Annotated in this window: 21 protein-coding genes; all 21 read left to right on the top strand. The window is 68.2% G+C overall.

The window, feature by feature from the left end:
* Positions 1 to 59: 59 nt before the first annotated feature.
* The 21 genes from LQK89_RS16905 (at position 60) to LQK89_RS16810 (ending at position 17,297) form a co-directional block, all read left to right on the top strand.
* Positions 60 to 563, top strand: a complete 504-nt coding sequence (locus tag LQK89_RS16905; protein ID WP_231050924.1) for a hypothetical protein — start codon at positions 60 to 62, stop codon at positions 561 to 563.
* A complete protein-coding gene (locus tag LQK89_RS16900; RefSeq protein ID WP_231050923.1) occupies positions 560 to 1,639 on the top strand; it encodes a hypothetical protein in 1,080 nt (359 codons plus the stop codon). The genes LQK89_RS16905 and LQK89_RS16900 overlap by 4 nt, the downstream gene beginning before the upstream one ends.
* Positions 1,636 to 2,079, top strand: a complete 444-nt coding sequence (locus LQK89_RS16895) for a hypothetical protein (RefSeq protein ID WP_160470214.1) — start codon at positions 1,636 to 1,638, stop codon at positions 2,077 to 2,079. The genes LQK89_RS16900 and LQK89_RS16895 overlap by 4 nt, the downstream gene beginning before the upstream one ends.
* 153 nt (positions 2,080 to 2,232) lie before the next feature.
* Complete coding sequence (locus tag LQK89_RS16890) at positions 2,233 to 3,609, top strand: MinD/ParA family ATP-binding protein (RefSeq protein ID WP_231050922.1); 1,377 nt, start codon at positions 2,233 to 2,235, stop codon at positions 3,607 to 3,609.
* A 17-nt stretch (positions 3,610 to 3,626) separates the two neighbouring features.
* Entirely contained in the window at positions 3,627 to 3,977 is a 351-nt protein-coding gene (locus LQK89_RS16885) for a hypothetical protein (RefSeq protein WP_146245302.1), read from the top strand.
* The gene (locus LQK89_RS16880) at positions 3,977 to 4,714 is read left to right on the top strand and encodes a hypothetical protein (protein ID WP_231050921.1); all 738 of its coding nucleotides are present in this window, start codon (positions 3,977 to 3,979) and stop codon (positions 4,712 to 4,714) included. Before LQK89_RS16885 ends, LQK89_RS16880 begins: the two co-directional genes overlap by 1 nt.
* Positions 4,714 to 6,120: a type IV secretion system protein gene (locus LQK89_RS16875; protein ID WP_231050920.1), complete on the top strand. Its 1,407-nt coding sequence runs from the start codon at positions 4,714 to 4,716 to the stop codon at positions 6,118 to 6,120. The genes LQK89_RS16880 and LQK89_RS16875 overlap by 1 nt, the downstream gene beginning before the upstream one ends.
* 25 nt (positions 6,121 to 6,145) lie before the next feature.
* Complete coding sequence (locus LQK89_RS16870; RefSeq protein WP_111107741.1) at positions 6,146 to 7,762, top strand: hypothetical protein; 1,617 nt, start codon at positions 6,146 to 6,148, stop codon at positions 7,760 to 7,762.
* Positions 7,759 to 8,037: a hypothetical protein gene (locus tag LQK89_RS16865; protein WP_231050919.1), complete on the top strand. Its 279-nt coding sequence runs from the start codon at positions 7,759 to 7,761 to the stop codon at positions 8,035 to 8,037. Before LQK89_RS16870 ends, LQK89_RS16865 begins: the two co-directional genes overlap by 4 nt.
* The gene (locus LQK89_RS16860; protein WP_231050918.1) at positions 8,034 to 8,231 is read left to right on the top strand and encodes a hypothetical protein; all 198 of its coding nucleotides are present in this window, start codon (positions 8,034 to 8,036) and stop codon (positions 8,229 to 8,231) included. Before LQK89_RS16865 ends, LQK89_RS16860 begins: the two co-directional genes overlap by 4 nt.
* A complete protein-coding gene (locus tag LQK89_RS16855; protein WP_231050917.1) occupies positions 8,228 to 9,811 on the top strand; it encodes an ATP-binding protein in 1,584 nt (527 codons plus the stop codon). The genes LQK89_RS16860 and LQK89_RS16855 overlap by 4 nt, the downstream gene beginning before the upstream one ends.
* Positions 9,808 to 10,362: a hypothetical protein gene (locus tag LQK89_RS16850; protein WP_231050916.1), complete on the top strand. Its 555-nt coding sequence runs from the start codon at positions 9,808 to 9,810 to the stop codon at positions 10,360 to 10,362. Before LQK89_RS16855 ends, LQK89_RS16850 begins: the two co-directional genes overlap by 4 nt.
* Positions 10,359 to 11,456, top strand: coding sequence for a hypothetical protein (locus LQK89_RS16845; protein ID WP_231050915.1), 1,098 nt, complete (start codon positions 10,359 to 10,361; stop codon positions 11,454 to 11,456). Before LQK89_RS16850 ends, LQK89_RS16845 begins: the two co-directional genes overlap by 4 nt.
* Positions 11,457 to 11,460: 4 nt before the next feature.
* A complete protein-coding gene (locus LQK89_RS16840) occupies positions 11,461 to 11,685 on the top strand; it encodes a hypothetical protein (RefSeq protein WP_231050914.1) in 225 nt (74 codons plus the stop codon).
* On the top strand, positions 11,682 to 11,807 hold the full coding sequence (locus tag LQK89_RS18080) for a hypothetical protein (RefSeq protein WP_269145931.1): 126 nt from the start codon (positions 11,682 to 11,684) through the stop codon (positions 11,805 to 11,807). The genes LQK89_RS16840 and LQK89_RS18080 overlap by 4 nt, the downstream gene beginning before the upstream one ends.
* Before the next feature lie 22 nt (positions 11,808 to 11,829).
* Positions 11,830 to 12,333, top strand: coding sequence for a hypothetical protein (locus LQK89_RS16835; protein WP_231050913.1), 504 nt, complete (start codon positions 11,830 to 11,832; stop codon positions 12,331 to 12,333).
* A complete protein-coding gene (locus tag LQK89_RS16830; protein ID WP_231050912.1) occupies positions 12,330 to 13,421 on the top strand; it encodes a hypothetical protein in 1,092 nt (363 codons plus the stop codon). Before LQK89_RS16835 ends, LQK89_RS16830 begins: the two co-directional genes overlap by 4 nt.
* A gap of 13 nt (positions 13,422 to 13,434) precedes the next feature.
* On the top strand, positions 13,435 to 15,132 hold the full coding sequence (locus LQK89_RS16825) for a type IV secretory system conjugative DNA transfer family protein (protein ID WP_231050911.1): 1,698 nt from the start codon (positions 13,435 to 13,437) through the stop codon (positions 15,130 to 15,132).
* Positions 15,129 to 15,641 (top strand): hypothetical protein, encoded by a 513-nt coding sequence (locus LQK89_RS16820; RefSeq protein WP_231050910.1) that lies wholly within the window; start codon positions 15,129 to 15,131, stop codon positions 15,639 to 15,641. Before LQK89_RS16825 ends, LQK89_RS16820 begins: the two co-directional genes overlap by 4 nt.
* 388 nt (positions 15,642 to 16,029) lie before the next feature.
* Positions 16,030 to 16,776 (top strand): hypothetical protein, encoded by a 747-nt coding sequence (locus LQK89_RS16815; RefSeq protein WP_231050909.1) that lies wholly within the window; start codon positions 16,030 to 16,032, stop codon positions 16,774 to 16,776.
* Complete coding sequence (locus tag LQK89_RS16810; RefSeq protein WP_231050908.1) at positions 16,773 to 17,297, top strand: hypothetical protein; 525 nt, start codon at positions 16,773 to 16,775, stop codon at positions 17,295 to 17,297. Before LQK89_RS16815 ends, LQK89_RS16810 begins: the two co-directional genes overlap by 4 nt.
* The last annotated feature ends 102 nt before the right edge of the window (positions 17,298 to 17,399 follow it).

Below are 17,399 nucleotides of genomic sequence, written 5' to 3'. Positions count from 1 at the left end.
GCTACGCTGGATGCGTAGCAAGAATCCGAGCACGGCGAGTCGAAGAAAGGGCAGTGCCTGTGGCAGACGAAGTCAACCGTGGCACCGCGCTCAACCTGCTCAACGAGCGAGGCGTCCCCGACGCGTTGTCCATGTTCGACCTGCGGAAGCGCCTGCAGGACCTTACGGGCCGCGACCTCGAGTACTACGTGACCCCGAACCTCGAGGGCAAGGAGATCCACGGGGTGTGGGGATCCGACCTCGAGCAGAACGTCGACATGGTGTACCTGCCGCCGGGGCCGGCGGGCGTGCAGTACTTCATCCTGCAGCACGAGCACGGACACATGTTCGTCTCGCCGCACGGCGGGAAGACGGACCTCGGCGCCGATCCGAGCGTCATCGACCTCCTCGGCTCGGCGATCCCGCTGGGACGTCGGCTGAGCTTCACCTTCCAGCACAGTGACTTTTCCGCCGACGAGGAGCGTCTCGCCGAGATGGTCGGCGCGGAACTCGCCGTCCGCGTGCTGCGCTACGAGAAGAGCCGCGGCAAGGACTTCCAGTTCGGGCGGGTGTTCGAAGGATGAACAGCGAACACGGCCTCATCACCGTCCTCAGCGTCATCACGGTCGCCGCGGTCTGGACCGCAGCGGCTGCCATGCTGTTCCCGAACGTCCGGGGCAAGAACTCGATGCTGCCGACCGGCGTCGTCTTCTGGGCCATCGGATGCAGCCTGCAAGCGCCGTGGGTGTACCGCATCGTCGACGCGCACCTCGGCGGTGAGAACCTCACGAACCTGCTGTACCGATCGGCCGTCGTCATCGCCCTCGGCTGCCTCGAGGTCATGGTCATCCGAGCGATGCGCGGCAACAAGGTCCGCCAGCTCGAGGCGGCGGTCTGGGTGTTCACCGCGCTCGTCATCGCTGCCCAGACTGCGCTGTTCTTCGCCGCCGACTGGTCGGTGTCCGACCCCTTCCTCGGGCAGTACGTGGGTGAGCCTCTGCGCGAGATCTTCTCGTCGATCTTGCCGTTCTGCGTCGGCCTCTACGGCGTGCAGGTGCTCGCCGTCGCCTTCAAGGGCCTCCCGGGCTACGGCGAGTGGACGACTCGCTGGGGCGTGGGCCTCATCGGCGTTGCCGCGATCGTCGACCTCGCCTGGACCACGTTCTGCCTGACCCTCTCAGCGCTGCGGGTGTTCTGGAACCCGCAGCTGTTCATGACCGGCACCGTCGACCCCATCTGGGAGGTCGCGGTCGTCACCGAAGCCGGCGTGACCGCCATCGGCGTCATCGTCGCCGCCGCCCGCCCGGTCCTCGTCCCGGCGTGGCGCCGGGTGCTGCTTGTGGTCTCGATTCCGATCAGCGAGCGTGCACTGCACGCGAACCCCCAGTACAGCGTCCACAAGCGCTCTGAGCGCATCGAAGCCGCGTTCAAGAGTCGCGGAGAGGTTGCGGAGCTGACACTCTGGCAACGTTGGGCTGAGCTCGAAGACAACATCAGGCTGCGACAGTTCCGGCCTCGCTGGTACGAGCGGCACCTGATCCGTCTGATGATGAGCGCTGCCAGCGCTGGGATGGCCGGGAGCATCGTCTCTCCGCTGCTCAGCACGACACCGAACACCGCACACCAACCCGACCCGACCCGAATCGAGTCAGCAGCATGAGCTACGACAAACTCACCGACGAGCAGCAGGAGCAGCGCGCCGCCCTGGCGCGCAAGCTCGACCTGCTCTGCCGCACGATCATGGCCCCCGACGGCGCGCCGGTGACGTACCCCAAGATCCGGGACTACCTCGCCGAGCGCTACATCAAGCTCTCCCGCTCCCGGTGGGAGTACATGCGCGCCGGGAACAAGTACCTCGTCGACGACAAGCTGCTGCTGTCCGCGATCGCGCAGTACTTCGAGGTCGACCCGGCGTACCTCATCGGTCCGGAGAGCGAGCTCACCGAGACGATCGACGCGGCCCTGCGCTTCACGCTCGCCGAGCGCACCAGCCCGGTGAAGCTGCATGCCGCACGGACCCTCGGACAGGACGTGTCGCCGGAGCATCTGCGCCGTCTGACGGCACTGCTCGAGGAGATCGAGGCCGAGCGAAACAAGTAAAACGCATGATGCGTAGCAATACGCAGATTGCCTAGTGCAACGCTAAGTGCGTAGTGTTACGCTACCCCCGTACAGGGCCCCCCTGTACGGGGGTAGTTGTCTTTCGTCCCTGCAGCTGGAGGGCTCACAACTTATTAAGTTGGAGGAGTCCTCATGGGCCAGCACGACAACGCGGACCACTCAGCACCAACCTCGACCGGGATGCTCTTCCGGTCACCGGAGGCCGATACTGCCGGCCCCACCGCAGCGCAGATCGGTCTGCGTGGGGCGCTCAACAAGTTCGGGCTGAAGCTGCAGCCGAGCGCTGTGGAACGGCAGGCGCGCGAGCAGGCCGCCGCCCTGAACGTGGCACGGGCGGTCATCCTGCACAGCGCGTTCACCCGCCCGGTCGGCGTCCTCATCGCCAACCCGAAGGGCACCTCGGGCAAGACGCCGACCACGCTCGGCCTCGCCTCCGCGTTTGCGGCGGTGAAGGGCAACGGCATCTGCGCGCTCGAGGTCGCCGACGACGCCGGCACCCTCGCGCTGCGCGCCGAGGGGACGCCGCAGCTTGACCTCGGCGACCTGGTGCGGGACATCGACCAGATCCGCTCGTCGGGGCAGCTCGCCGGCTACGCCGTGCAGCAGTCCTCGTTCGTCGACGTGTTCGGGTCGAGGCCGGGGGAGTCCCGGCCGGCCCTGACCGCGAACGACGTCGTGACGGTCTCGCGCGTCATCGACGAGTACTACCGGTTCCGGTTCATGGACTCGGGCAACGTGGTGACGACCGGGCCGTTCCTCGGCGCGATCGACGTCGCCGACGTGCTCGTGGTGCCGGTGATGATGGCCCGCGACTCGGGGCTTAAGGCGATCGAGATGCTCGACGGGCTGATCGCTGCTGGCGGTCATGCCGCGGAGCTCGCCCGTAACGCAGTGATCCTGCGGATGACCGATGGTCGCCCGGAGAACACCGACGACCGCGACGACGTCGTGCGCTACCTCGAGGAGCGCGGCGGCGCCCGGCAGTTCGACATCCCGTTCGACGCGCACATCGCCGAACGTCGCGACATCACGTGGGCGAAGGTGTCCAAGGGGACTCAGGACGCGTTCACGTTCGCGGCAGCCGAGATCGTCCGCGTCGTGCGCGGCGAGCAGCCCAGCACGACTCCGGCACGTCAGGAGCCTGGCGAGACCGTCTCGGCCGCACCGCTGCCGTCGGATGACGAGGATCACGACGCGGAACCCGTCGATGAGGCTCCCGCGCCGGTGTCGGCTTCCGCTGCGGTTCAGGCCCCGGTCGTGCCGGCGGTCGAGGCCGCGCCGCAGGAGGGGTGGGTGCGGTGCCCCGAGTGCGCGCACGAGACGCCGCTCGCGACGTTCTGCGCGTTCTGCCGCCACCGCCTCGACGCACCGGTCAACCTGCAGCGCTTCTACGGCCGCGCCCGTCGTGCATCCGGCTACGACGAGCCCGCGGAGGACCTCCCAGAGCAGCTGCGTACCCACCCCTCGTCTTCCTCTGAGCACAGCGACACCGGCCGCGCGTCGGCCTAACCACGAAAGGTCCCACCATGTCTCTTCTTCCCATTCCCGCGCTCATCGTGAACACCGCTGCCGTGGTCGTTGCCGCAGGTGACAACCCGTTCGACGGTGTGACGCCGAACTTCGATTGGCTCGGCGACGGCTTCAACCGGGTCTGGGTGCCCGCCCTCGGTGGCGCGCTCGGCCTGGCACTGATCGCGCTGGCGTTCTTCTTCATCCGTGCCGTGTTCGGCCTCAGGAAGGCGCTGGACGCGAAGAAGCCCAACGACGCTGAGCACGCCCGCAACACCATGCTCGGAACCGGCATCGCGATCGCCTGCGTGATCCTCACCCCGACGCTCTTCCTCGCGATCACGACCGCTGCTCAGCGAGGCGCTTAATGAGTGCCCCCGAGCAGCGTGATCGTGCCGTCCAGCCGAAGAAGCGGATCAGCGTCACCAAGCTGGTCCTGATCGTCATCGCCGCGTTGATCGTCGCGTCCCTGGTGCTGCTGGTCGTCGTGGCGGTCATCCCCCGTCAGAGCACCCCGCCGGCTGCCTCGTCGACCTCGGCTGCAGCGGAGGCAACGCCCGGGTCGGCACCGACGATCGACAGCCTCGGCGACTCAGAGCGGCGCACCGTGTCCGGCTGCGTCGCAGGGGCTGGGATCACCGGTGAGGACCTGCTGCAACTGCGCCGCACGAAGGATTTCACCGTGGAGGGCGCTGCCGAGTTCCTCGGCGGGTTCTTGCAGGTGACCTCCGCGGCGGATCCGGAGTGGCGGTCTGGCATCGACCAGGTGGTGAACATCGCCACGACCGGCACCGCTCACGACCTGCTGAAGACGCAGGTTCAGGAGGGCACTCCGTACGCCGACGCGCAGAAGCACACCGCTGACCTGTCGAAGGGTGCGTTCAAGGTCGTGAAGCTCACCTCGCACACGGTGACGATCGACATCGCCGCTGCGACGACGACGGACGGCAAGCCCGATGTGCGCGACGGGAAGGTCAACTACACCGGCGGGGAGTTCGTCCTCGCCGCGACCGATGGCGGATGGGTGGTGTCCGGGGCGTCCGGTGACGGCGACTGGCGCGTCAACGCGACCCAGTCCGGCACCACCTTCAAGGAGGGCTGCTGATGGCTTGGTGGCAGGACGCAGGATCCGCGGTCGCCAACGGACTGTCGGGGATCGTCTCGGGCATCGTCGGGTCGACGGCGAAGACGGCTACCGACGTCGTCAAGGCGGTCGACTTCGTCAAGGACCCCGCCGGGTACATCACCTCGCTGCTGCAGCAGGCGGTCTACACGACGTCGACAAAGCTCATCCCGCCGATGATCGACGCGCTGCACCCCGACTACACGGCGCAGTGGTGGATCGACTCGTACCGGGTGTCGTTCGGGATGGCGTTCCTGCTGGCGGCGGTGCTGCTGGTGGTGTCGTTCGTGCAGACCCAGAAGGGCAAGAACTCCGGGAAAGAGCTCGCCGAATCGCTGTTCGTCGCGCTACCCGGGTTCGTCATCGCCGGGGCGTTCGGGCCGCTGGTCGGGCAGCTCATCGGGAAGGTGTTCGTCCAGCTCGAGGACTCGATCGCCACATGGGCGGTCGGGTCGTCCACGAAGGACTACTTCAAACACCTCGGCGACGCCGCGGCGTCCAAGGACGCCCAAGAGCTCTGGGGGACCGCGTTGATCTCGCAGATCACCCTCGAGGCGCTGCTGATCGGGATGATCGTCGTCGTCTTCGTGCTGCTGATCCAGCTCGCGACGATGTACCTCACCGGCGCCCTGATGGCGCTGTTCCTGGCCTGGCTGGTGAACCCAAAGACGCGGCACCTGGCGAAGATCGGTCCGACGGTGTGGCTCGCGCTCTGCTTCTCACATGCGTTGCTGATCCTGCTGGTCGGGATCGTCTTCCGTGCGGTCGGCGGGCTGCAGATGAAGGCCGTGGAAGGCGACGCAGGGGACTTCGCGACGTTCGTCAACCTCGCGCTGCCGGCGGTGTTGATCTGCATGATCATCTTCGCCCCGATGGCGCTGCTGAAGATCGCATCACCGGCGTCCGCACCGCTTGGCGGCGGCGGTCAGGCCCGCGACGGCGGGCTGAACAGTCCCAACAGTGCGCCGCAGATCCCCACCGGCAACGGCGGCCGCGGAGGGTCCTCCGGGCCGCAGAACCCGAACCAGGCCGCCGGCAACGGCAACCAGTCGGGATCTGGGTGGACGCCGTCCACGCAACCGGTGCAGTCCGGTGGTGGCGGAGGAGGTTCGACGACGATCAACGCGTCGAACACCGGAACCACCGGCAGCGCCGCGAACCAGGCGGCGCAGGCCGGCGGTCGGAAGAGCGCCCAGGCCGCTGCCCAGCAGGGCGCCACGTCCGCAGCGAGCAAGACCGCGACCGCTGGCACTGCAGCGTCCGGCGTCGGCGCTCCTGTCGCGGTCGCCGCTGTCCTCGCCAACGCCGCGCTGAAGGCCGCGGCCACCGCGGTGCGTGCAGGCCACCAGGCCGCTGAACAGGCCGGCGACGCCGGCACCCACGACTGAGCCGGACCTGGAAGGAACGACGCTCATGCGCACATCACTCATCGGTGGGGATCTGGCCCACCGTGGACTCTTCGGCGGACGGATCTCGAAGGTCCGCATCTGGACGCTGTCGATCGCGCTCGTCGTCGGGTTCGTCGCGGCCGCGATCTGGCAGATCGTCGGCCTCGTCGTGCTGGTGGTGCTGCCGCTGATCGGCTGGTTCGTCACGATCGACACCGCCAATAACACCGTCCTCACGCGGCAGATCGACCGGCGATCGTTCCGGAACCGGGACAAGCGCGGTCTGACCACCTTCGTCCCGTACGACAAGGACGGGTGGGACGCCCTGACCGACGCATGGGCGAACGCCGACGGCCGCGCTGCCCGGAAGGAGGCGGAGCGGCAGATGCACGCGATGCGCCTCACGCCCGACGGCGTCGAGGGCATGCTCTGGCTTCGCGAGCGGAATCGCACCCCCGGGATCCAGTGGCACCGACCGTCGTTCGGGCAGGAGTACCTCGCCGTGGTGTTCAGCACCACCGGGCAGGTGGAGGGCATCGAGTCGGACGCGGTGTTCGACGCGTCCGCCGCCGGGTACGAGCAGGTTCTCGCGCAGTTCGGCGACGCACTCACCCTGCCGAACCGTGTGCAGACGATCTCCCGCATCCTGCCCTCGGACCCGGCCCCGCACGAGGCGTGGCTGGCTGAGAACGGCGACGACACGATCCCCGACAAGATCCACGAGTCCTACCGCGAGGTCGTCGACGACATCTCCGCAGCGCAGCTGGTCAACCGTCCGATGTTCGTCGTCTGCTGGCCCGTCACCGACCGATTCGTCGCCCGCGCGGAGCGTGCTGGCGAGGGCATCGACGGCTGGCTGACGGTGATGGACCGGGAGATCCGCTCAGTGCAGGCAGCGTTCGAGGCGGCCCGGTTCCGGAACGTCCGACCGTTGACCGCCCGACAGACGGCCGCCGTGCTCCGGCACCTGCAGCACCCCGGCTTCCCGATGGACCAGGCCGGCGACATCACCCCCGACCGGGCATGGCTGCCCTCGCAAGAGGACTGGTCGTACATGACGTACGTCGGCGCACCTGACGGGCGGCTCTCGCAGTCCCTGTCGCGCACCTGCCGGGTCACCGCGAAGGACGTGAAGATCTCGCATCGCACGTCCCTGTGGATGGCGCCGATGCTTGGTGAGATGCGGCACCAGGTCGTCCGCACGATCAGCTTCCACCTCGAGCTAACCCCGCAGGACCACGCGCTGTTCCTCGCGGAGAAGGACCGGGTGTCCGACATTGCCGACGCGAACCGGCGGGCTCGCGGCGGCGGCATCGAGGACGCAACGCTGAACGTCGAGCAGGAGGCGGCGAAGCGTCGCATCGCCGACCTCACACCCGGCACCGGGCACACCGGCGCGAACTGGGTCGGCTACATCACCGTCACCGCCGGCAGCAAGCGGGAGCTCTCCGATGCCGTCGAAGAGATCACGGCCGCTGCATCGAACGCCGGCATCAGCAAGCTCACCTGGCTGGACCCCCACCAGCAGACCGCCGCCGCCTACACGTGGCCGGTCGGCCGAGGGATCGCCCCGACGAACGGATCGATCGGCACACGCGTCGAGAAGCTCGCAGCGGGCAAGGAAGCGAAGGAATCGCTGTGACCGGCCTCGACTGGACGATGTTCGTCAGCGTGCAGGCGTTGCTGATCGTCGGGATCGGTTACATCGCAGTCGGCTGGCGGACCCGGAACCGCCGCCGCGCTCGGACCGGCATCGTCCTCGCCGTCGCCGCGATCGCCGCCCTGGTGGTGGGCGGCATCATCGGCCCCGTCGCCGGCCTCTTGCTCGTCGCCGTGGCGGTCCTGTCGGTGTGGTCGGTGACGCGGCGGCTCCGGACCATCGACCAGCAGGCAGCAGCACAGCAGGCCGACGCATGACCGGCCGCGACGACATCTACGCAACCGTCACCACGATCCTCCCCGCCGGTGAAGACGAGCAGCTCCGCTCGCGAGTGCTCGACCTCAACCTCTGGGCGAAGGAGGGGTGGCGGCTCCGCGACAGCATCCACATCCCACTCGGCGACGTGATCGAAGTGCACGACACCCTCGAACGAACAGGACCCACCCGATGAGCACCACGACGAACACCGAGCCCGAGACGACCGATGAGCCGTTCGAAGGGACCCGTCGCTCCCGGCGTGCTGGCGCACTGTCCGCGAAGCAGCGGATGAAGCGCACCCTCCGCTCCGTGCCCGAACCCGTCGAGGATGTCACCGATGAGCTCGCGCCAGGCCGCGACGCGAACGGCTTCCCGGTGGCGGCAGAGGGCGGCTACCAGCCGAAGCGGCGGAAGCTGCTGACCCGGATCGGGTACTACGGACCCGTCGTCGCAGGCGCACCGTCGACGACTCGGCAGGTGGAGATCCTCAACCCGGCTCCGATCGCGTCACCGATGGAGTTCCAAGGGCTGCTGTCGGGGATCGAGACGCTGTCGTCGACGCCGGCGACGAACGACCAGTTCGCGGCCTTCCGCGCGGGGAAGGTCACCTCCGCGAACGTCTGCACGATCGGTGACGTCGGGGTGGGTAAGTCGACGCTGATGAAGTGCGACTACGTGCTCCGGCCCCTGGTGCTGAAGGGGCGGCGGGTCGTCGTCATCGACATCAAGCCGTTCACCGGCGACTCGAAGTTCGGCGAGTACACCCCGGTCGCGGCCGCGATCGGGGTCGACCCGATCCGGTTCATCATCGCCGACACCACGACGTCGGCGGCGCGCGAAGGGGTGACGCTGAACCTCCTCGACCCGCGGCTGCTGCAGACGCAGCTCGTGCCGGGCCCGACCGGCATGGTCCAAATGGTGCAGCAGGCCGCCGCGGTCCTCAACGACAACGTCGAGCTGGACCGATTCGAGAAGAAGGCCATCCGCGTCGCCGTCCTGCACGCTCTGCAGGCGGCGAAGGACAAGGGCCGCGCCGCGAACATCCTCGACGTGCTCGAGTACCTCGGCGACATGGACGTCCCCGAGTACAGGGGTCTGAGCTCGGCGGTCAAGGATCACCAGGAGCTCGCCGGCTACGGCGCGCGGATCCTCCTCGAGCGGATCCCGGAAGAGATGCCGGGCCTGTTCGACGGGGACACCTCCTCGAACGTGGCGCTGGACAAGAAGGCGACGTTCTTCGACTTCAGCCAGCTGCCCGAGGACGGCCCTGCCCGATCCATCGGCATGATGCTCGCGAACGCGTGGACGATCGGCGCGATCCGGACGTCGAAGGAGTCGCAGCAGACGAACTTCTGCGTCGACGAGGGCTGGTTCCTCGTCGGCGGCCCGATGGGTGCTGTGATCCGGTCCAACTCGAAGCTGTCCCGTGCGCTGGGGCTCTCGAACGTGGTGAACATCCACCACGTCGCCGACATCCCCGCCGACGACCCCGCGATCTCGTTCATCAAGGAAGCCGGGACGCTGCACCTGTTCCGGCAGGCACGCTCCGACGACGCCGAACAGGCGACGTCGATCGCGGGCCTGCGCACCGGGGCCTCGGAGTACCTGATGACCCTGCCGCAGGGGCACCACTTCAAGAAGGTCGGCATCGACGCCGAGACCCGCGTCTCGCACATCCGCTCGAGCTTGGAGAAGAAGATCACCGAGACCAACTACGCGATGGGCGTGGTCGCGGAGCAGCAGTCCAAGGAGCAGGGGCTGGTGGCCGCATGAGCGCCCGGCAGGAGCGCGGCGTCCCCGTGTGGGTCGCGGTCGGTGTCGCGGTCGCAATCGTCGCGGTTGTCGTCGCCGGCGGCCTGGTGGCGTACTTCGCGCTGCTCGGTCCGGCTCCGGTCAGCGCCCCGGCGCCGACCGCAGTCCCGTCCGCCTCGGCATCAGCGACGTCGACGCCGACGCAGGCGGCGCCGACGGACTCTCCGACGTCCACAGCAGTCGGCTTCGTCACCGCGTTCACCGACCACACCGTGCCGGATGACGTGTGGGAGCAGCAGTACAGCAGCTACCTGACAGAGCGGGCGAAAACAGCGCACGAGGGCACGAACCGCGACCGGGTGCCCGGCACCCGCGTCACCGGGCCCGCGGACGTCACCGCTGGCGTGTCCGCAACGCCGATCCCGGGAGCCGCCGACGATGACGGCGACCAGGACCCCGTCCCCGCGATCGTCACCGTCCCTACCGATGCGGGCACGTACACGGTCAACCTGCAGCAGCAGGACGGCCGTTGGCTGGTCGTTTCGGCGCAGCTGCCAGGGAGCGACCAGTGAAGGGCGGCATCGTCGCAGCGATCGCGGTGATCCTCGCTCCGATCGTCGTCATCGTCGGCGGGATCTACTTCGCCGTCGCGGCGTCCTCCGGGACCCCGGCCGCGGCGGCCGTGTGCGGCGCCGGTGCCAGCGCCACCGGGGCCGTCAGCGATGACATCCCGGACAAGGTCGGACAGTGGGGACACGACCAGCTCGGTGTCGCGGCGAAGCTGATCGCCGTAGCGAACGAGATGAAGGTCAACGACCAGGCGACCACCATCCTCGTAATGACAGCGATGGGTGAGTCCTCCCTGTCGAACCCGAACCACGGCGACGCGGTCGACAACACCACGATCGGCGTGCTGCAGCAGGGCAGCTCGTACGGGCCCCGGGACCAACGCCTCGACATCCCAACCGCGGCGAAGGCGTTCCTGACGCGGCTGCTCAAGGTCGACGGGTGGGAGTCGATGGAGCCAACCCTCGCCGCCCACAAGGTGCAGGGCAACGCCGACCCGTACCACTACGCGCCGTTCTTCTCGCAGGCGCAGCAGGTCATCAAGGCCCTCACCGGCAAGGCCGTCACGTCCGGCTGCGACGTCTCCGGCGATCAGAAGGAGCTCGCGGCCACACTCGCCGACGCGTGGAAGAACGGCACCTTCACCGACACGTACCACCCGCAGATGGTTGAGCAGGAGATCCTCCCGATCGTCGACGGGACGATCAAGCCCGGATGCCAGGTCGACACCCGCATCCTGCAGATCCTCGTCGCAGCGTTGAACAAGTACGGGTCCGTCCAGATCAGCGACATGAACCGCCCTTGCGTCGGTATCGGCACGAACTGCCCCGGTTCCCTGCACTGCAAGAACCCCGCGGTGGCGGTGGACTTCAACGCCGTCGGCGGGAAGGTGCTGCTGGGTTCCGGCCCGGCGGACATCGAGTTCCTGCAGTGGCTCAACACGATCCTTCCCAAGGGCTCGCAGGCCGGGCAGGTGCAGTGCCGCCCGAACACGCCGCTGTCGAACATCCGCCAGTTCGAGGACGGCTGCTCGCACCAGCACATCGACCTCGGCGGCACGACCGACGCGCTCGCCCTTCCCGCCAGCAAGGAGAAGTGACCCGATGACATCAACCAGCGATCGGGTCTCGGATCCCATCGACCAGGTTCGCCGAGCTGTCGAGGCGTACCGGCAGTCCCGACAAGCCCGTGACGACGCGATCGCGGACGCGGCGATCGCGCTCGGCCGCGAGGCCGCCGCAGAAGCGTCGGGCCTGTCGCTGTCCCGCATCCAGCAGCTCGTCAGCGACCGCACCCGCACTACCAACGCAACGAGGAGGTCCGCATGAGCACTCGATCACGCGGAGGGCTCGCTCGAGCGGCCGGCTGGGCGCTGATCGGGACGGCGACGATCGCCGTCATCGTCGCCGCCGCGGCGTCCGGCCATCCCATCAACGTCAACCCCATCTGAGATCAGCAAGCGGAGGAAGAACATGCCTGTCAAGACGATCTGGCCCGTGCAGTACACGTGTGGCCACACCGAGAACCGCGACCTGTCCGACAAGCCCGCCGGGAAGCGGGCCGCGTCCGCGAAGTGGTTCGGCGAGCACCTGGTGTGCGGTCGATGCTTCAAGAAGCAGAACGGTTCCGGAGAGAGCGACGCCGAGCGGGATGCTCGGCACGCGAAGGAAGCTGAGCAGATCCGCGAGGACGCGGAGCGTGACGGTCTGCCGGTCGACCTTGTCGGCACGGAGAAGCAGGTGCCGTGGGCCCTGCGGATCCGTGCGGAGCTGATCCGCGGCGCGTACGAGGTGCTCGTCGAGAGCGGCGAGCTCAGCGACGCGGAGTTCGAGGAGCAGGTGCTCGTCACCGCCCGCCCCCTCGACCGGGCCCGCTGGTGGATCGACAACAAGGACGCCGCCGCCGCGGACCTCCCCGAGCTGCTCGCTGACCCGGGCACCATCGACGCCGGCGCATCCACGGAGAACGTCGCATGAGCATTGCAGACGGTCAAAACATCGACCCCGCGCTCCGGACCGCCTACGCCGGAGTGGCCGGCGCCGGCGAGGGTGCCGAGCGTGCCGGTCGCCGCGTCACCGCTGCGCTCGACCCGATGCGGATCGCCGCGCAGATCCAGCACGGGTCCCGCTCTTCGCTGTGGGACGAGTCGGCGTGGCCGGAGCCGGGGGAGCCGCTGCCGCGGTTCGTCGAGGTCGGCCTCGGCCGACCGGTAGTGGAGACGATGGAGTCGCGGCGCTTCGTCGACGTGCTCGCCGGCGAGATCGCCGACGCCCGCGCCGTCGGCGAAGAAGAGCCTCCGGTGACGGCGGAAGACCGCGCAGCGGCGCTTCGCACCGCGCCGGAGGTATGGGATGCCCTGGTGAGCCGCGGCGAGCAGCTCCCGCCCGAGCCGGAGTGGTGGCGTACCGAGCGCACGGATCTGCGGGCGGAGATCCCGACGCTGCAGGCGCGGATGGAACAGGCGTACCTCGACGGGTACGACGACCGGATCCGGACCGGACTCGCGTACGACGACGCCGACGAGGCGGGCAAAGAGCAGGTCGGCGGCCAGGTTCTCACCGCGAAGGTGCTGGCCTACGACGAGCTCGGTCGCCTCTCCCGCACACTCGACGCGGAGCTTCCCGGCGAGGAGGTGGCCTTCGTCCCGGGTGCTGCGGATGAGCCGCTGACCCCGGCGGCGGAGGCGGCGCTCGAGCGCAGCGCGCACCTCGCCGGCCGGTGGGCGGCGCTCGACACCGGTGCGGACGACCTGATCGCGGACATCGACCGACGCACGCGCGAGCTCACGCACGCCCCGTCCGTGCACGCCGGGGATCCGCGTGACGCGCTGTTCAACTACCTGGACCCCGACGCGCGTCGCGCCGAGCGGGCGTTGCCGCAGATCGAACGCGACAACACGGTCCGGTCCGCTCAGGCGCTGACCACGTCGACGTCGAGCCGTGACCGGAGCGGCCTGTTCGAGCGACTTCGGGAACGCCGCGACGAGCGGCGAGCACAGACGGCGTCGCTGGCGGAGCCCGGGCGACAGCCCGTCGCGCCGCAGCAGACGCAGAGCATCAAGTGACGGGGAGCAGACCATGACCGATACGACAACCGGCGGGCGGTTCCGAAACGAGTGGCCGCTGTGGGTGGCGGGCGCACTCCTCGTGGTCGCAGCGCAAGCGGCGCTTGCGACCACCGCGACGGGGATCGGCCCGTTCGACGTGATCCTCAGCGTGATGGTGCTGATCCGGCTGGTGTTCCAGTCGGGCACGCCGACCGGCGTCACACTGCCCTCCGGCGGCGAGTTCATCGCGTGGTGGATCGGGTACGCACTGATCGGTGCGGTCCTGTGGGTCGGGGTGTGGCTGGTAGCGCGCAAGCTATTCGGGGCGAAGCAGCGGGACGGCCTCAGCACGGGTCGTGCGATCACCAAGCGCGTCGGCACCGGGAAGCTTCTGGCGGGGATGACACCGTTCGCGTACCTCGGACGGACCCCGATCGTCGCGCGGGCCGAGGACACGGCTCTCGTCATCGCTGCACCGCGGATGGGCAAGACGGCCCGCATCGCGATCAAGCGGATCACGGACGCACCGGCAGCGTGCGTGGTCACGGGCACGAAGCCGGATGTGCTCCGCACGACGGCGAAGATCCGAGCGGACAAGGGCACCGTGCACGTGTTCGACCCGGAGGGGGTATCGATGTGGCCCGACACGACGTCGTGGGACATCGTCGCGGGGTGCCAGGACGAGGAGGAGGCCGTCGCCAGAGCGAAGGCGATCGTCAACGCTCGCCCGATGAAGGGCGGCGGGAACAGCGAGTTCTTCACCGAGGCTGCAGACACCGTGCTCCGCTGCCTGCTGCACGCGGCGGCGCTCGGTGGTCGGAACATGCGCGACGTCCTCGCGTGGACGCGTGACTTCAGTGACGACACCCCGTACGAAATCCTCTCGACCCACCCGGGTGCGATGCCCGGCTGGGTCGACGACCTCCGCAAGTTCTGCCGCGCGAAGGCTGAGGAGACCGTCGCCAGCACCGACATGACGCTCGGACTCGCCCTGAAGGCGTTCGGGACCCGGTCGGTGCTCGATGCGGTCTGCCCGCGTCGCGGGGCGCTGACGTTCGACCCGGCCGGGTTCTGGTCGACCAGCGACACGATCTACCTGCTGACCCAGTCCGGGGAGACGTCGATCTGCGCGCCGGTCATCACCGCACTCGTGGCGTCGATCGAGCGAGCTGCCCGAAAGCAGTCGACACGGACCGTGGAGGGTCGCTTGGACCCCCCGATGACGCTCGTCCTGGACGAGGTCGCGAACGTCGCGCCCATCCCGTCGCTGCCGTCCCTGATGACCGACGGTGGCGGCCGCGGGATCCTGCCGTGGGTGATCGCGCAGACCCGCGACCAGCTGCGCCAGCGGTGGGGCAAGGAGGGTGCCGGGACGATCATCGAATCCGCGACCGCGCTGATCGTGCTCGGCGGCAGCAAGGATGCCGACTTCGCCGAGGACATGTCCCGGCTGATCGGTGACCGTCTCGTGGAGCGGCAGTCCTCGACCAGGTCCGGCAGCGGCCTGTCGGACACGACGTCGTGGACGAACGAACGGATCATGCCCGGTTCGGAGATCCGGAAGATCCCTGAGGGCCAAGGGCTGCTGCTGTACCGGGAGCTCGCCGCTGCCGTGGTGAAGCTGCCCGGCTGGTGGGAGACCGACGCGAGGAAGGCATGCGAGGCCTCCAACCAGTGGACGCTCCAGCGAGAGGGTCTGCTCCCGTCGCCGGTGGAGACGGCCGCATGAAGCCGGCGGAGGAACGGCTCGACGACCTCGAGGAGAAGGTCGAGTTCCTCGGCGAGCTGCTCGAAGGGCAGCCGGACGGCCCGTGGACCTGGCGGACGCTCCGTGGGGCGAACCGCTCCGACCTGTGGGCGGAGCTACACGAGTTCGTCGGGTGGCTGCAGGAGCGGTACCTGCGCTACCTCGGCAGCGAGGTCTACCCACTGCCGCCGACGTGGTTCGAGAGCCCGGTCGCCGTGGAACTGCTCACCGCGCTGATGGTCGCGCACCGTGCGGCGTACAGCGCGGCGCAGGTGGAACCGTCGTTCGCGCTCGTCGAGTGGCACGAACGGTGCCTGTTCCCGACGCTCGGGCGGCTGCGCGACGTGAAGGTGTTCCACAACAACGCGGTCCGAACCCCCTCGCGCACCGTCGGGACGGACGATGCGGCGTTCGCGACGTTCCTCGAGGCCGACCTTCGCGAGCGCGATGCGGACGACGATGAGGAGGCACCGTCGCTCGAGGCGGTGTGACGGAGTTGACTGAGCGGGCAGAACGAGGCGTCGTCCCAACGTCCGATGAACGGTGACTCCTGTGGGTCGCATGCGAGGCCAGTGTCGGAGGGCTTAAATCGGCAAGCGCTTCGTTGATGAAGGGTCTCGCTCCAGCGGCAACCCAGCTACCTCCGCTGCGCTTCGGGGCAAGTCGCTATGGTCATCGCACCCGGCATTGACCAGGCCTCGAACAGACATCAGGCGGCATCGTAAGGGGTATCTGAGGCGGCGAGCCATCCTGGAATGGATCGGCGAGCCGCCGTGATAAATCGGCTATGGTCATCGCATGACTACAGCGACCCGCCCAAGCTTCGGGGCACCATCCGCTCCGACAGGGCGGCCGCCTCGGAGCGAACTGCTCATCCCCATGCTCGAAGGCACCAACCGAGGATTCGTCCCGATCCGCCGTGACTTCCTCCAGCGTCCGCGCGGAACGGAAGGTTCGCGCGGCGCTGCCCTGGCGCTCCTGGCCCGCGACAGCTCTGCTCTTGACGCCTACCTCCTCATCCACGCCCTGGCTTCCAGCAGTGAGCCCTACGTTGCCGGCTACCCCGCCGCAACCTGGGTTCAGTTGATCCGTCTCGATGAGACAGCGACGTTCGACGCAGCGAAGTCTCGATGGTCGAAGGTCGTCGGGAAGCTCCAGAAGCTCGGGCTCATCGACCGGGAGCGGCGGGGCAACGACATGTGGTACCGGCTCCTCCACGAGTCCGGTGACGGGACCGAGTACACCCGCCCCAAGAAGACCGCGCAAGGCAACTGGCTGCGCCTGCCGTATTCATACTGGCTGAAGGGGTATGACTCCGACCTCAGCCATCCCGAAAAGGTCATGCTGCTCATTGCGCTCGATCAGCAGAAAGAGTTCATTCTCCCCTTCAACCAGTCCGCCAACTGGTACGGAGTCTCTGAAGCAACCGCGCGGCGAGGGCTGCGCGGACTGGAAGCACGCGATCTGCTGTCCTCAACGTCGACGTTCGTCCCGTCTCCCCGATCACCCACGGGCTGGGCAGAGCAGTTCCGCTATACGTTGCTGGGCCCGTTCGCGCGAGCTGCCGTCGAGAAGGCGGCGTCGACGCGGGGGAGGGTCTTGTTCGAACCTGAGGATGCGTCGTGACCATGCTGTTCGTCGACGAGACGAAAGCCAAGGGCTACACGATGGTCGCCGCCGTTGTCGTTCCCGGCGACGCGAACGGGCTGCGAAAGGAGATGCGGGGCCTCGTGCTCAAGGGCCAGCGTCGCATCCACTTCACCAGTGAAAGCGATTCCCGTCGGCGGCTCATCCTGTCAAGGCTCGTCGAGCTCGAGGTCCGGGCCCACATCGTTCAATCCACCGCGAACAAGCAGGCGGAGGGCCGCGAAGAGTGTCTTATGCAGTTGCTCGACCTAGCCGCAGAGAACGATTACACCCGTCTCGTTCTCGAGCGAGACGCATCGATCGAGCAGGCAGATCGACGCATCCTCTACCGCGAAGTGAGCAGCAGGGGGCTTCGGGACAGCCTGGTGTACGACCACATGGGGTCGCACGACGAGCCGCTGCTGTGGATCGCAGACGCCATCGCATGGAGCCACGCGAAAGGTGGTGACTGGCGGAGACGCGTCGAGCCGATGCTGTTCGCCGACGTGCCTGCGGGTTAATGCGCGAAGCTCGGCTCACCGACCGTCCGGAAGGCTGCCGAGCTCACTTCACGCCGCTACTGCAACGTGCACCCGCAGTCTATGCACGTTCCCCAGATCTCG

The organism is Curtobacterium sp. C1 (assembly GCF_021049325.1).
In the GTDB taxonomy this organism is placed as follows: Bacteria; Actinomycetota; Actinomycetes; order Actinomycetales; family Microbacteriaceae; genus Curtobacterium; species Curtobacterium citreum.
The sequence above is the reverse complement of the archived record's forward strand: the minus strand, read 5'-3'. Positions and strand labels throughout refer to the sequence as shown.